The organism is Streptomyces sp. NPDC005496, assembly GCF_042872045.1.
Taxonomy (GTDB): domain Bacteria; phylum Actinomycetota; class Actinomycetes; order Streptomycetales; family Streptomycetaceae; genus Streptomyces.
This window is the reverse complement of sequence record NZ_JBIAJQ010000003.1, coordinates 546,742-559,996: the sequence shown is the minus strand read 5'-3', so window position 1 is coordinate 559,996 and position 13,255 is coordinate 546,742. Positions and strand designations below refer to the sequence as shown.

At 72.8% G+C, this 13,255-nt stretch carries 15 protein-coding genes; 14 read left to right on the top strand and 1 reads right to left on the bottom strand.

Going from position 1 to position 13,255, the window contains the following annotated elements; genetic code table 11:
* Positions 1 to 9 precede the first annotated feature (9 nt).
* The 14 genes from ACFYQQ_RS11205 to ACFYQQ_RS11140 all read left to right on the top strand — a co-directional run bounded on the left by ACFYQQ_RS11205 (position 10) and on the right by ACFYQQ_RS11140 (position 12,548).
* Positions 10 to 885: a hypothetical protein gene (locus ACFYQQ_RS11205; RefSeq protein WP_355788282.1), complete on the top strand. Its 876-nt coding sequence runs from the start codon at positions 10 to 12 to the stop codon at positions 883 to 885.
* Positions 886 to 973: 88 nt separating this feature from the next.
* Positions 974 to 1,687, top strand: a complete 714-nt coding sequence (gene cpaB / locus ACFYQQ_RS11200; RefSeq protein WP_355788285.1) for a Flp pilus assembly protein CpaB — start codon at positions 974 to 976, stop codon at positions 1,685 to 1,687.
* A gap of 54 nt (positions 1,688 to 1,741) precedes the next feature.
* Positions 1,742 to 3,355 carry an AAA family ATPase gene (locus tag ACFYQQ_RS11195; RefSeq protein ID WP_355788287.1) on the top strand — a complete coding sequence of 538 codons (1,614 nt, stop codon included), beginning with the start codon at positions 1,742 to 1,744 and terminating at the stop codon, positions 3,353 to 3,355.
* Positions 3,356 to 3,690: 335 nt separating this feature from the next.
* Positions 3,691 to 4,014 (top strand): TadE/TadG family type IV pilus assembly protein, encoded by a 324-nt coding sequence (locus tag ACFYQQ_RS11190; protein ID WP_356171156.1) that lies wholly within the window; start codon positions 3,691 to 3,693, stop codon positions 4,012 to 4,014.
* 18 nt (positions 4,015 to 4,032) lie between these two features.
* Complete coding sequence (locus tag ACFYQQ_RS11185) at positions 4,033 to 5,376, top strand: CpaF family protein (protein ID WP_356171095.1); 1,344 nt, start codon at positions 4,033 to 4,035, stop codon at positions 5,374 to 5,376.
* Between the two features lie 28 nt (positions 5,377 to 5,404).
* Positions 5,405 to 6,346, top strand: a complete 942-nt coding sequence (locus tag ACFYQQ_RS11180; protein WP_355785709.1) for a type II secretion system F family protein — start codon at positions 5,405 to 5,407, stop codon at positions 6,344 to 6,346.
* 13 nt (positions 6,347 to 6,359) lie between these two features.
* The gene (locus ACFYQQ_RS11175; RefSeq protein WP_355785711.1) at positions 6,360 to 7,250 is read left to right on the top strand and encodes a DUF5936 domain-containing protein; all 891 of its coding nucleotides are present in this window, start codon (positions 6,360 to 6,362) and stop codon (positions 7,248 to 7,250) included.
* Positions 7,250 to 8,683, top strand: coding sequence for a sensor histidine kinase (locus ACFYQQ_RS11170; RefSeq protein ID WP_388904254.1), 1,434 nt, complete (start codon positions 7,250 to 7,252; stop codon positions 8,681 to 8,683). The genes ACFYQQ_RS11175 and ACFYQQ_RS11170 overlap by 1 nt, the downstream gene beginning before the upstream one ends.
* Positions 8,676 to 9,407, top strand: a complete 732-nt coding sequence (locus ACFYQQ_RS11165; protein ID WP_355784546.1) for a response regulator transcription factor — start codon at positions 8,676 to 8,678, stop codon at positions 9,405 to 9,407. The genes ACFYQQ_RS11170 and ACFYQQ_RS11165 overlap by 8 nt, the downstream gene beginning before the upstream one ends.
* Positions 9,408 to 9,509: 102 nt before the next feature.
* Positions 9,510 to 9,710, top strand: a complete 201-nt coding sequence (locus ACFYQQ_RS11160) for a hypothetical protein (RefSeq protein WP_355784555.1) — start codon at positions 9,510 to 9,512, stop codon at positions 9,708 to 9,710.
* Positions 9,707 to 10,312: a pilus assembly protein TadG-related protein gene (locus ACFYQQ_RS11155; RefSeq protein WP_355784552.1), complete on the top strand. Its 606-nt coding sequence runs from the start codon at positions 9,707 to 9,709 to the stop codon at positions 10,310 to 10,312. Before ACFYQQ_RS11160 ends, ACFYQQ_RS11155 begins: the two co-directional genes overlap by 4 nt.
* 15 nt (positions 10,313 to 10,327) lie before the next feature.
* Positions 10,328 to 10,927, top strand: a complete 600-nt coding sequence (locus ACFYQQ_RS11150) for a hypothetical protein (RefSeq protein WP_355784543.1) — start codon at positions 10,328 to 10,330, stop codon at positions 10,925 to 10,927.
* 3 nt (positions 10,928 to 10,930) lie between these two features.
* Positions 10,931 to 11,575 (top strand): OmpA family protein, encoded by a 645-nt coding sequence (locus ACFYQQ_RS11145; protein ID WP_355784540.1) that lies wholly within the window; start codon positions 10,931 to 10,933, stop codon positions 11,573 to 11,575.
* 100 nt (positions 11,576 to 11,675) lie between these two features.
* Positions 11,676 to 12,548, top strand: a complete 873-nt coding sequence (locus ACFYQQ_RS11140) for an LLM class flavin-dependent oxidoreductase (RefSeq protein WP_355784537.1) — start codon at positions 11,676 to 11,678, stop codon at positions 12,546 to 12,548.
* Positions 12,549 to 12,597: 49 nt separating this feature from the next.
* Here ACFYQQ_RS11140 and ACFYQQ_RS11135 read toward each other — a convergent pair whose 3' ends face one another.
* Positions 12,598 to 13,110: a DinB family protein gene (locus ACFYQQ_RS11135; protein ID WP_355784534.1), complete on the bottom strand. Its 513-nt coding sequence runs from the start codon at positions 13,108 to 13,110 to the stop codon at positions 12,598 to 12,600.
* Positions 13,111 to 13,255 lie beyond the last annotated feature (145 nt).

The window sequence follows — 13,255 nt, the reverse complement described above, 5'->3', positions numbered from 1 at the left end:
GTGTCCAGCGTGCCGACCGCGATAGCCGTCACCAGTCCCGACCTGGTGCTGCCGCCGCACGACCGGCAGACACCGCCCGCCGTGATCCAGCCGCTGGAGACCCTGGAGAGCTCCCTCACCGGGATGCACGCGCTCATCGAGCAGCACGGGTACGTGATCTCCCTGTACCCGTCCGCCGCCCCCGGCGAGCTCGCCCGGCGGCTGCACACCGTCCGCTCGGTCCTGGAGAGCGACCGCATCGCGCTGCTCGGCATCGACCTGCCGCCGCTCGGAATCGCCCTGCTGGCGCAGCAGTTGCGCCAGCTGTCCGTCTGCGACTTCAGCCCCGGCGTCCTCGCCTCCTCCGCCCGGCTCCTCGCCCACTACATCTACGCGGGCGCCCTGCTCGGCTCCGTCGCCAAGCTCGACCGGGTCCCCGTGTCCCTGAAGTCGCACGCCAAGTCCTGGGTGCCCGGTGCCCAGTTCGCCGTCCTCGCCAACCCGCGCCCGCAGCTCGTCCGGGTCGGCCAGGAGGACCTGACGGGGCCCGAGTTCGGCACCCGGCTGCTCGTCGCGGCCGAACAGCCGCCCTCCGACTGGGTCACGGCGACACTCGCCCCCGCCTGGCAGGTGCAGGGCGTCGCGACCGTCCCGCTGCCCGAGCAGTCCGCCCGCTGGTGGGGGACCGCGAGACTCGCCGAGTTCGCCGCCGGGCTGTACGACGTGTCCGTGCTCTACCAGCTCGTCTCCTCCGTCCGGCGCGAGACCTGCCACTGGTGCGGCCTCGAACTCATCGGCGACCGCTGCGGGTTCTGCGCCGCCGCGCTGCCGCCGCCCGGGGAGCTTCCCGGCGCCCCCGCGCGGGCAGCCTCTTCCGTACGCGCCCTGCCCCCGGGCGTCACCTAGGCACCGCCGGCACCACCGCACAGCACGGAGAACCAGGCACGACCGCCCGACCCCGCTGTCCCCGCCCCCGATCGAGGTTGTCCGCGTCATGAACTCACGCCAGCGCCGCGGCGTCATCCTGCTGGTCCTCTCGGTCCTGTGCGCCCTGGGCGCCTTCGCCGGAGTCCTCTCGGTGATCCGCGACGTGAACTCCAAGGTGGGCCCCGAGGTGGCGGCGTACCGCCTCAAGAGCGACGTCGCCCCCTACAGGGAGCTGTCGGCCGACCAGTTCGAGAAGGTCTCGATGCCCGAGCGCTGGCTGTCGTCCACCGCCGTCACGGACCTCTCCCAGATCCGCGGCAAGATCGCGGTCACCCGGCTGGAGAAGGGCTCGCTCCTCCAGGCCGACATGATCGTGGACCGGCCCTCGCTGGAGGCCGGCCAGCAGGAGATCGCCATCATGATCGACGCGGCGACCGGCGTCGCCGGAAAGATCAACCCGGGCGCCCGGGTCAACATCTACGCCACCTTCAAGGCGGAGAACGACAAGGGAAAGAACCAGTCCAAGGTCATCGTCGCGAACGCGCGCGTCATCGACGTCGGCAAGCTCACCGCCCTCGAACCCGGCCAGTCGAGCGACGACCGGCGCCGCACCGCGAGCGAGGCCGTCCCCATCACCTTCGCGCTCGACACCGCCGACGCCCAACGGGTCGCGTACGCCGAGTCGTTCGCGACCCACGTCCGCCTCGCCCTGGTCGCGGGCGGCTCCGACACGGCCGTCGCCCCCGGCGACCGCACGTACACCCTCGACGAGGACAAGTAGGAGGCCGCGCATGTCGACCGCTGCCGCTGGGACCCGTCGCGGAAGGTGCCGCCGATGACCGTCCGCATCCTTCCCGCCGTCGGTGACATCGACTCGGCCCGCGCGCTCACCACGCTGCTGAGCCAGCTCGCCGACACCGAGCCCGCCCCGCCCGTACCCGACTCGACGGCCCTCCTCGACACCCTCGCGCGCCTCGCGGCGGAGTCCCTGGACGAGCTGCCCGAGGTCGTCCTCGTGCACGAGCGGATCGGCCCGGTGCCGGCCCTCGACCTGATCCGCGACGTCGTCATGCGCTTCCCGGCGGTCGGCGTCGTCCTCATCACCGCCGACACCGGCAACGGCGTGCTGACCGCCGCCATGGACTCCGGCGCCCGCGGCATCGTCGGCCTGCCGCTCGGCTACGACGCCCTCGCCGAGCGCGTCCAGGCCGCCGCCGCCTGGTCGGTCGGCATGCGCCGCCACCTCGGCAGCACACCCGAGCTGTACACCGGCCCCGGCGGCACCGTCGTCACGGTCACCGGTGCCAAGGGCGGCGTCGGCGCCACCGTCACCGCCGTCCACCTCGCCCTCGCCGCGCAGGCGTCCGGGCGTACGGTCGCCCTGCTCGACCTGGACCTCCAGTCCGGGGACGTCGCCTCCTATCTGGATGTCCAGTTCCGCCGCTCGGTCGCCGACCTCGCCGGGATCAGCGACATCAACCCGCGCGTCCTCCAGGACGCCGTCTACACCCACGACAGCGGCGTCGGCCTGCTGCTCGCCCCCGCCGAGGGCGAACGCGGCGAGGAGGTCACCGACCGGGTCGCCCGCCAGGTCGTCGCCGCCCTGCGCTCCCGCCACGACGTGGTGGTCGTGGACTGCGGCTCCCAGATGACCTCCGCGACGGCCGCCGCCGTGGAGATGGCCGACCAGGCGCTGCTCCTCGTCACCCCCGACGTGGTCGCCGTCCGCGCCGCCAAGCGCATGGTGCGGATGTGGGACCGCCTCCAGATCCGCAAGGCGGAGGAGACGACGACGGTCGTCAACCGGCACTCGCGCGGTACGGAGATCCAGCCGTCGCTGGTCGAGCGCGTCACCGGAACCCGGGTCGCCCGCTCCACGGTGCCCGCCGCCTTCAAGGAACTGCAGTCCGTGGTCGACGCGGGCCGGCTCCAGGACCTCGACGCCCGCTCCACGGTGAAGCAGGCCCTGTGGGCCCTCACCGGCGAACTGGGCCTCGCCGTCCCGGCCCCGGAGGGCGGGGGAGGCCGCCGCCGCAAACCGGCCCCGGAGCGCGGCGCGCTGGCCCTGCGCCGCAAGGGCGGCGACCGGGGAGCGGTGACCCTCGAATTCGCCGGGATGTTCCCGCTGCTGCTCGTCGTGATGACGATCCTGTGGCAGTGCGTGCTCTACGGCTACACCTGGTCCCTCGCCGGGAACGCGGCCGACGAGGCGGCCCGGGCGGCGACGGCGGCGTACGCGGTGGACGGCGACGCGGCCGGCGCCTGCCAGTCGGCCGGGGCGGAACACCTGCCGGGGGCCTGGCAGGGCGCGGACATCGGCTGCACCCTCGAAGGCGACGTGTGGAAGGCCCGCGTCACCGCCCAAGTGCCGCTGTTCTTCCCCGGGTTCGACGCCGGCTGGCAGGTCGACGGTGAGGCGGGTGCCGCGGTGGAGGGGGACGAGGGATGAGCCTGTTCGTACTCCCGCACCGGGTGCCGGGACGCCCCCGCCTACGGCGGCCGACGGCCCCGCCCCGGACGCCGCGGGCGCACTCGCCGTCCGCGCACCCGGCGGTGGACCGCCGGCGGCCGTCGTCCGCGCACGAGCAGGCGTCACGTCCTGGGGCACACCGGTGGCGGCCCTGGCCCGCGCACCGGGCGTCCGCACGTCGCGGGCCCGGCCGGCGGGGGCCGTCGGACCGGCCCGGACACCGGCAGGAGGCCGCCGCCCGGGCGCGCCGCCGTGCCGGCGTGTCCGGCTCCCGTCCCGAGCGGGCCCGCCGCTGGGGCGACCGGGGCGTCTCCATGCTGGAGTTCGCCGGATTCCTGCCCATCCTGCTGGTCATCGGCATGGCCGCCATCCAGCTCGGCCTGGTCGGCTACGGCATCAACCAGGCCGGGTCCGGGGCGCGGGCGGCGGCCCGGGTCGCCGCCCAGAAGGACGCCGGGGCGGGCCAGGCGGCGGGCCAGGCCGCGATGGACGGCCGGTTCGGCGCGAGCGTCTCGGTCGGCGGCGGGGGAGACACCGTGGTGGCCACCGTGCAGGTCGAGATCCCCTCGGTCATCCCCTTCATGGACGGCTTCACCGCGGAACGCCGGGCCACCATGCCGAACGACCAGGACGACTGACCGGGAGGAGCCGAAGACATGAGCCTGCGTTCCCGTATCGCCGCCGCCCCCGAGGAGGGGGGCCCCGCCCGCGAGGACGGACACCTCGTCGCCGTCTACCGTGCCAAGCTCCTGGAGGAGATCGACCTCGCGGAGATGTCGAGCCTGGCCGCCACCGAACGGCGGGCCCGGCTGGAGCGCGTCCTCGGCCACATCATCAGCCGCGAGGGACCCGTCCTGTCCTCCGCCGAGCGCTCCCAGCTGATCCGGCGGGTCGTGGACGAAGCGCTCGGCCTCGGCGTCCTCGAACCCCTCCTCGCCGACGCGTCCATCACCGAGATCATGGTCAACGGCCCCGACTCGATCTTCGTGGAGCGGGCCGGCCGCGTCGAACAGCTCCCGCTGCGCTTCGCCTCCACCGAACAGCTCATGCAGACCATCGAGCGCATCGTCTCCACGGTGAACCGCCGGGTCGACGAGTCCAACCCGATGGTCGACGCCCGCCTGCCCACCGGCGAGCGCGTCAACGTCATCATCCCGCCGCTCGCCCTGACCGGCCCGACCCTCACCATCCGCCGCTTCCCGCGCGCCTACACGCTCCCCGAGCTCATCGACCTCGGCTCCCTGGACGAGCAGATGCTGATGCTGCTGGCGGCCTTCGTCCGCGCCCGCTTCAACGTCATCGTCAGCGGCGGCACCGGCACCGGCAAGACGACCCTGCTCAACGCGCTCTCCGGACTCATCCCGGCCCACGAGCGCATCATCACCATCGAGGACTCCGCCGAACTCCAGCTCCAGCAGGAGCACGTGATCCGCCTGGAGTCCCGGCCCCCGAACGTCGAGGGCAAGGGCCAGATCACCATCCGCGACCTGGTCCGCAACTCGCTGCGCATGCGCCCCGACCGCATCATCGTCGGCGAGGTCCGCGGCGGGGAGACCCTCGACATGCTCCAGGCGATGTCGACGGGCCACGACGGCTCCCTGGCCACCGTCCACGCCAACTCCGCCGAGGACGCCCTGATGCGGCTCCAGACCCTCGGCTCGATGTCCGAGGTGCAGATCCCCTTCGAGGCGCTCAAGGACCAGATCAACTCGGCCGTCGAGGTCGTCGTGCAGCTCTCCCGGCACGCCGACGGCTCCCGCAAGATCGCCGAGATCGCCCTGCTCGTCTCGCACGGCCGCGAGCAGTTCCGCATCGCGACCGTCTCCCGCTTCGTCCCCCGCCCCACCGGCCCCGACCGTGTCGTCCACGGCCGCTTCGAGCACCTGCCGCTGCCCCGCCAGATCGCCGAGAAGCTGTACGTCGCGGGCGAACCGCTGCCGCCCGCCTTCGGCGTCGCCGAGGCCATCGACGTCCTGAACACGAGGCAGGCCATCGGATGAGCGCCCCCACCCCGCACGGGAGGCAGGAATGAACAACCCGGCCCTGCTGGCCCTCGGCGCCACCGTCCTGTGCGGCACCCTCGCCGTCGCGGGCGTGCACGCCTACGCCACCGGCCGCGCCCAGCGCCAGGCCCTCGTGGACCGCCTCTCCGGTGGCGGACCCGTCCGTACGGCGGCCGGCCGCGTCCGCCGCTTCGCCGCCGTCGACCGCAGGCTGCGCCGCACCCGGCTCGGCCGCACCATCCACCTGCGGCTGTCGGCGACCGGACTCGACCTGACCGCCGGCGAGTTCTTCACCTACGTCACCGCCGTCGTCGTCGCTCTGTGGCTGATCGCCGCCGCGACCCTGGCCCCGTTCTTCGGCCCGATCGCCGGACTCGTCGGCGTCTGGAGCGCGGCCATCTTCCTCAACTGGCAGCGCCAGAAACGCATCGAGGCGTTCATCAACCAACTCCCCGACGTGGCACGGCTGCTGGCCAACGCCACCGCCGCCGGGCTCGCCCTGCGCACCGCGCTCGCGATGGCCGCCGAGGAACTGGAGGCACCGGCGGGCGAGGAGCTGGCCCGGGTCGCCGACCATCTGACCCTGGGCAGGTCCATCGACGACGCGCTCGGCGAGCTCGCCGAACGCCTCCCCTCCCGCGAACTCGTCGTCCTCGTCACCACCCTCGTCCTCGCCAACAAGGCGGGCGGCTCGGTCGTCAGCTCGCTGCGCAACCTCACCCAGACGCTGGAGGACCGCAAGGAGACCCGCCGCGAGGTCCGCACCATGCTCTCCGAGGTCAACGCCACCGCCTTCACGGTCCCGCTGCTCGGCCTCGGCTCACTGCTCCTGATCAACTCCTCGAACGAGGGCGCCCTGGCCCGCGTCACCGGCTCCCCGCTCGGCCAGGCCCTCGTCCTGGTCTCGCTCGGCCTCTACACCGTCGGCTTCTTCGTCATCCGCCGCCTCGGCAAGATCGAAGTGTGAGGGGGAGATTCCATTGCAAGCCCTGCTGCTCGCCGTCGCGATGGGCGCGGCCGTCGCGGGCGTCCTCCTCGGCGTCCGCATGATCCGCGCCGACGCCAAGCTCCCCAGCGACCTCGTCCTCGCCCTGGAGGTCGGCGCGACCCGGGTCTCCAAGGCGGACTCGGCCGTCGACCGCCTCGGCATGCGCTTCGCGCCCGTCGTCCTGCGCCTGATGGGCCCCCGCCGCGTCGACGCCAAACGCCGGCGCATCGACATGGCGGGCAACCCCGGCGGCCTCACCCTCAACCGCTACGCGGCCCGCCGCGCGGTCTACGGCGCCTTCGGCCTCGTACTCGGCCTGGTCTTCCTCTCCAACGGGCGGACCCTCTTCGCCGTGGCGACCCTGGCCTTCGGGCTGCTGGCCGCCGACGCGCTGATCTGGCAGGCCATCCGGGAGCGCAAGGACGTCATCGACCGCACCCTGCCCGACTTCCTCGACGTACTGGCCGTCGTGGTCTCGGCCGGCCTCGGCTTCCGGCAGGCCCTGGACCGGGTCGCCGAGAAGTACGAGGGCCCCTGGGCCGACGAACTGCGCATCACGTTGCGCCAGATGGACATGGGCGTCAGCCGCCGCCAGGCCTTCGACGAGCTGCGCCGCCGCAACTCCTCCGAGTCCGTCGCCCAGTTCGTCTCCGCGCTCCAGCAGGGCGAGGAACTCGGCTCCCCGATCGCCGAGACCCTCATCCAACTCGCCACCGACATGCGCAGGACCGACGCGCAGAACGCCCGCCGCCGCGCCGCGAAGACCATCCCCAAGGCGACGATGGTGACCCTCGTCTTCATGCTCCCCGCGACGATGATCCTCATCGCGACCGGGATGTTCCTCGGGTCCGGCACGAACTTCGGCTCGATCCTGGGCCGCTGATGAGAAGCCTCCGGCTCGGACGCGGCCCCGGGCGGGCACACCCCGGCGGGTGGTACGACCGGGTGCGGCGCCGTCCCGCCGACCCCGACGCGGACACCAGCCCCGGCGAGCCCACGGCCAGGACACCGGGGGCGGGCTGGACGCGGGGCACCGGCGCCGGGTACCTGGCCGACGACGCCCCCGCCCCCGGCAGCGTCCGCCTCCAGCTGAGCGCCCTGCAGGCCCTGTGCCGCCAGGCGTTCGCCGTACGCCTCGCCGCCGTGGCCATCGGGGCGCCCTTCGCCATGGCCAACGCCACGGACGGCCCCGCCCGGTACACCGTCCTCGCCGCCGCCGTACTGGGCGTCATGGGCTCGTACGCCATGCTCCGTGACTGGGACCGGTTCGGCCCCCGGCTCCTGGCCCACCCGAGCCTGCTGGCCGTCGACCTCGTCTTCGGCGCGGTCCTGCTCCTCACCGCGTCCCCGGCCTCGCCGCTCGCCTACGCGACCGTCTGCACCCCGCTCCTCGCGGGCCTGCTGTACGGCTGGCGCGGCTCCGGCATCTTCACCGGGCTCCAACTGGTCGTCCTGCTCACGGTGTTCCGGGCCTGGGAGCACCGGCCCGGCACCGGCGCCAGCACCCTGCTCGTCGCCGGATTCTGCGTCGGCGCCGGCATCATCGGCGTCACCCTGCGCAACCTCATGTTCCGCTTCGGCACGGCGAGCCAGGCGCTGTCCGAGGCGACCTCACGCCTCGCGGTGGCGGAGGCCGTGGAGTCCGAACGGGCGCGCCTGGCACGGGAGATGCACGACTCGGTCGCCAAGACCCTGCACGGCCTCGCCCTCGCGGCGGAGGCGCTGGCCGCGTCCGCCGACTCCTGCGACCCCGCCACCCTGGAGTGCCAGGCGACCCTGGTGGCGGGCGCCGCACGCCGGGCCGCGACGGAGTCCCGCGAACTCCTGTCGGACCTGCGCCGCCACACGGACCTGAGCACGGCACGCCGCGACCTCGCCGCCGAACTCGACCGGCGCGTCGCCGACTTCGAGGCCCGTACGGCCATCACGGCGGAGCTGCGCCGCACCGGCGCCGTGCCCGTACTGCCGCGCGCGACGGCACAGCACCTCCTGGCGATCGTCTCGGAGGCGCTGGAGAACGCCCACCGGCACGCACGCGCCGGCCGTGTCGTCCTCTGCCTCGACGCCGACACCTCCGCCGGGGTCCTGCGGCTGTCCGTCCGGGACGACGGAGTCGGTCTGCCCCCCACCGCCGTCCTCGACGAACTGACGGAATCCGGCCACTTCGGCCTGCTCGGCATGGTGGAGCGGGCCGCCTCGCTCGGCGGGCGCCTGCACCTGTCCGTCCCCGCCCACGGCGGCACCGAGATCGCCCTCACCTGCCCGCTCCCCGCGCCGGCCCGCCCCATCCCCCGAGAGGAGGCAGCCCATGCCTGACCAGGCACTCTCCGGACGGCCCCTGCGTGTGCTCGTGGCCGACGACAACCCGGTCGTACGCGCCGGACTGACCGCCCTGCTGGGCGCGCATCCGGACATCGACGTCGTCGCGCAGGCCGCGGACGGCCGGGAAGCCGTGACCGCCGCGAGCCTGCACGGCCCGGACGTGGTCCTGCTCGACGTCCGCATGCCGGGCACCGACGGCCTCACCGCACTGCCCCGGCTGGCCCGCCTGGCCCCGGTGATGATGCTGACGTACAGCAGGGAACCCGAGGTCGTGGCCGAGGCGCTGCGCCGGGGCGCGGTCGGCTACCTCGTCCACGGGGAGTTCACCGCGGCCGAACTGATCGCGGCCGTACGGGACATGAGGCACGGGCGGCCCACTGTCACGGAATCGCTCGGTGTTTCCTACGAACCGGACGAAAGCTCTTCGCAGATGCAACCGGTTGTGGCACATTCGTCGGAGGTGCGGACCGCGGCTCCGACCGGACCGTTCCGGCGCGGCCCCGACCGGCCCCGACGCGGCCTGAGTTCACGGGAGGTGGAGGTCATGGATCTCATCGCGTCCGGCATGAACAACCAGCAGATCGCCGCCGCCTGCTTCATCAGCGAGAAGACCGTGAAGAACCACATCAACCGGATCTTCGCGAAGCTGCACAGTTCTTCGCGCAGCGAAGCGATCGCCCACTGGCTGGGCACCGCCCCCGGGGGGTGGAGCCGGTGACCGCGTCGACGCGAAGTTGGGCCCCTGGGCCCACCCGGAGTAGGCGTGTTCTCACGTACGGTGCTCGGGTCGGAAGTGGCGTCGGGTGGGAGGGCAGTGACGATGAGCAGGTTCGACGACTGGAAGCGGACCGTGATCTCCCGAACGCGGGACGAACACCGGGACGCGGGCGCGGGGTTCGTGGAGTACGCGGGGTTGATGATCATCATCGCGGGGATCTTCACGTTGATCGACAGCCTCGGGCTGGACGGTCTGATCTCGACCGCGATCCTCAACGCGGTGACGGACGTCATCGGCGGCTGACAGCCCCCCGCAGGCACGACGACCGTGGGCAGACCCTGCCCATCTATATCTGGCTGACGGCGATCCTGCTCTTCGCCGCACTCGCCCTGTTCGCGTTCGCGCAGGCAGCGTCCGCCCGCAATGGAGCACAATCCGCGGCGGACGCTGCGGCGTTGGCGGCGGCGCAGGATGCCAGAGACGAGATGCTGGACGAGCTGCTGTTGGCCATCGGTGAGGGCGGCGACTGGCTCGACTGGCTCGGTGACAACCCTCCGCCCGGTGCGGGAGCCACCGCCGCGGCCCAACAACTGGCCGCCGAGAACGACTCGGCACTTCTGGGCGTCCAGCCCACCGTGGTGAACGGGTACCCGGGGTACGAGGCCGAGATCGAGACCAACTACACGGTCGGCGACTCGATCATCCCCGGAACGGAGAGCATGCAGGCCAAGGCCGATGCGACAGCCGTCATCGAGCCCCGTTGCGACTTCGACCCCGAAGCGGATCCCGAGAAGCCCGTGGAACTGGACTGCGATGGCGAGAACGTGAACATCGACCCCGAAGATTTCGATCCGGACGACCTTCCCGACGCGTCCGTGATGTTCTCTGTGCATCTGGCCGAGTGAGAGGAAGCCTTACCGATGGATCTCCGGCACACCATGAAGGGCCGCAGGGCGCTGAGCGCGGTGGCGATCACGACTGGGCTGCTCCTCACGGTGGCCGGTTGTGGCGGGGGTGATGACGACGGGAAATCCGACAAGGACCCGGCGTCCTCGCCGACCTCCGCGCGGACCGGCGGTGACGGCGACAAGTCGGAGTCACAGCCGCCCGAGGCTGCCCAGGTGCTCGCCGAGGTCAAAGGCGAGAACGGTCTGACTCTCGCCATCACCTCAGCCAAGCGCGACGAGGGCGGATTCGTCACCGTCGAGGGAACGGTGACCAACAACACCGACAACGCCTGGGTCGCCGCGAACTGGCGTGGTGACGAACGTGAGTTGTCCAAGAACGGCGCGTCCATCGCGGGCGCCAATCTGGTCGACCAGCAGGGCAAGAAGAAGTACCTGGTTCTCCGGGACACGTCAGGGCGCTGCTTGTGCACTCAGTTCACGGGTGGCGTACGGCAGGGCGCGACCGCCGACTGGTACGCCCAATTCCCCGCCCCGCCCGACGGGACCACCAAGGTCAGCTTCCAGGTCGGTGCCATGCCTCCCGCCACCGTCAAACTCTCCGAGGGCGAGTGACCCATGCCGCTCCCCAACCGCACCACCGCGACGACGTTCACGGCCCTGGTCGTGCTGGTCACCCTCGGGCTTCCCGGGCCGGCTCACGCGGACGACGAGGATCCGAGTGCGCCGCCGGGCAGTGTGACGACGTCCCCGCCTCCCGAGGTGGACGCCAACAGCCCGGGCCTGAAGCTGGGGGACGGCGCCACCCTCGCCCCCGCCAAGGTCCTGGACATCAAGTCGGTCGTGGAGGACCTCGGAGGTGAGGAGCGCCGGGAGGACACGAACGAGAACGTGACGTTCGCGCTCCAGGCGGAGGTGCTGTTCCCCAAGGACAGCTCGAAGCTGAACCCCGAGGCCCGCTCCCGTATCCAGGCGATCGCGGACGAGATCAAGGCGCAGAACGCCACGAACGTGCGGGTGTTCGGCTTCACCGACAACCTCGGCTCGTACGCGCACGGCCTGACCCTCTCCAAGAAGCGCGCCGAGGTGGTCCACGACGAACTGGCGGGCGACCTCGGAGGCGACGTCACGTTCGAGGTGCGCGGGTACAGCGAGGACTATCCGATCGCCGACAACACCTCCGAGCAGGGGCGGCGCAAGAACCGCCGGGTGGAGGTGTCGTTCCCGAGGAGCGGGTCCACGGAGTCGGGCAAGCAGAGCTGACCCCGGTACGCGGCCTGAGCCCGGTGCACCGCGGGGGCGACAACTCGGCGCTGCCGTAAAGCGGTTGCCGCTCCGGGGGACGGCCGGTAGGAAGACGGTCATGACCGTCCTCGGCGCCGTCTTCCGTCCCCAGCTTCCTCCCGAGCGCCTCCGCGCCCTGGCCCGTCTGGCGGACGACGCCGGGCTCGACGAGCTGTGGCTCTGGGAGGACTGCTTCCTAGAAGGGGGCATCTCCACCGCGGCGGCGGCACTCGCCTGGACCGAGCGGCTGCGGGTCGGCGTGGGCCTGCTGCCCGTACCGCTGCGCAACGTCGCCCTCACCGCGATGGAGGCCGCCACCCTGCACCGTCTCTTCCCCGGGCGGGCCGTACTGGCCGTCGGGCACGGCGTGCAGGACTGGATGGGCCAGGTCGGGGCGCGAGCCGAGTCCCCGGTGACGCTGCTCCGCGAGTACCTGGCCGCCCTCCGCGCACTGCTCGGCGGGGAGCGGGTCACGACCGACGGCCGCTACGTCAAGCTGGACGGTGTCGCCCTCGACTGGCCGCCCGCGCCCGGGGTGCCCGTACTGGCCGGTGTCACCGGACCCCGGTCCCTGCGCCTGTCCGGCGAGGCCGCCGACGGCACCGTCCTGACCGCCGCCACCGCCCCGGACGGCGTCCGGCGGGCGCGACTGTTGATCGACGAGGGCCGCGCGGCGGCCGGCCGGACCGACCCGCACCGGATCGTCGTCAATTTGCACACGGCGACCGGTCCGGGCGCCGCCGCCCGGCTGCGGGCCGAGATCGAGGCGAACGGCGAGGACACCGTCCCGGAGCACGGCGTCGCCGGGGACGCGTCCGCCGTGGCCGAGGCCGTGCGGCGCCTCGCGGACGCCGGCGCCGACACCGTCGTCCTCCAGCCCACCGCCGACGAGCCCGACCCCGAGGGCTTCCTGCGCTTCGCCGCGACCGAGGTACGGCCCCTGGTCTCCTGAGAGTCGCCTCCCCGGGGCTCCGGAGTGCGCGAGGCCCGCGCGGGTCCGGTCAGGCGGGCGGGTGGTCTCCCGTGCCGCCGTCGATGAGTTCGCGCAGGATGTCCATGTGGCCCGCGTGCCGTGCCGTCTCCTCGACCATGTGGACCAGGACCCAGCGCAGGGAGACGGTCGTGCCGTTCCACGACGTGCCCACGTCGTCCGGCGACAGCTCCGCGATCGTGCGGTCGGCGGCGGCGCGGGCCCGGCCGTAGAAGTCGGTGATCCGCTCCGTCGTCTCGCCGGGCGCCGCGCTCATGTCCTCGTCGGTGTACGGGTCGAACCACAGCGGCTCGACCTCCCGCCCGAAGGTCCGGCAGAACCAGCCGTACTCCACGGACGCCAGGTGCTTCACCAGACCGAGCAGGCTGGTGCCCGAGGGCGTCATCACCCGCCGCACCTGCTCGTCGTCCAGTCCGGCCAGCTTCCACAGGACCGCGTCCCGGTGCCGGTCGAGGCTCGCGCGCAGGATGTCCTTCTCGCCGGCGGTGTACGGCACCGGTACGGCACCCGATTCGGTCGTCATTCCCGGAACGTAGCAGCGGGCACCGACAGTCGACGGCCCCCGCCGCCCCACCGTCCCCGCCGCCCCACCGTCCCCGCCGCCTCGCGGTCTCCGCCGTCGCCGCGAAAACCCGGTCGCCGACGCGGCCCCCGCTTGGCAGGATCGG

What these genes read in the sequence shown, in the direction of transcription:
- ACFYQQ_RS11140 (WP_355784537.1), top strand. Translation starts at nt 11,676, where the DNA reads ATGACCGTCCTCGGCGCCGTCTTCCGTCCCCAGCTTCCTCCCGAGCGC.
- ACFYQQ_RS11135 (WP_355784534.1), bottom strand. Translation starts at nt 13,110, where the DNA reads ATGACGACCGAATCGGGTGCCGTACCGGTGCCGTACACCGCCGGCGAG.
- cpaB (WP_355788285.1), top strand. Translation starts at nt 974, where the DNA reads ATGAACTCACGCCAGCGCCGCGGCGTCATCCTGCTGGTCCTCTCGGTC.
- ACFYQQ_RS11150 (WP_355784543.1), top strand. Translation starts at nt 10,328, where the DNA reads ATGGATCTCCGGCACACCATGAAGGGCCGCAGGGCGCTGAGCGCGGTG.
- ACFYQQ_RS11190 (WP_356171156.1), top strand. Translation starts at nt 3,691, where the DNA reads ATGCTGGAGTTCGCCGGATTCCTGCCCATCCTGCTGGTCATCGGCATG.
- ACFYQQ_RS11195 (WP_355788287.1), top strand. Translation starts at nt 1,742, where the DNA reads ATGACCGTCCGCATCCTTCCCGCCGTCGGTGACATCGACTCGGCCCGC.
- ACFYQQ_RS11145 (WP_355784540.1), top strand. Translation starts at nt 10,931, where the DNA reads ATGCCGCTCCCCAACCGCACCACCGCGACGACGTTCACGGCCCTGGTC.
- ACFYQQ_RS11165 (WP_355784546.1), top strand. Translation starts at nt 8,676, where the DNA reads ATGCCTGACCAGGCACTCTCCGGACGGCCCCTGCGTGTGCTCGTGGCC.
- ACFYQQ_RS11160 (WP_355784555.1), top strand. Translation starts at nt 9,510, where the DNA reads ATGAGCAGGTTCGACGACTGGAAGCGGACCGTGATCTCCCGAACGCGG.
- ACFYQQ_RS11185 (WP_356171095.1), top strand. Translation starts at nt 4,033, where the DNA reads ATGAGCCTGCGTTCCCGTATCGCCGCCGCCCCCGAGGAGGGGGGCCCC.
- ACFYQQ_RS11170 (WP_388904254.1), top strand. Translation starts at nt 7,250, where the DNA reads ATGAGAAGCCTCCGGCTCGGACGCGGCCCCGGGCGGGCACACCCCGGC.
- ACFYQQ_RS11180 (WP_355785709.1), top strand. Translation starts at nt 5,405, where the DNA reads ATGAACAACCCGGCCCTGCTGGCCCTCGGCGCCACCGTCCTGTGCGGC.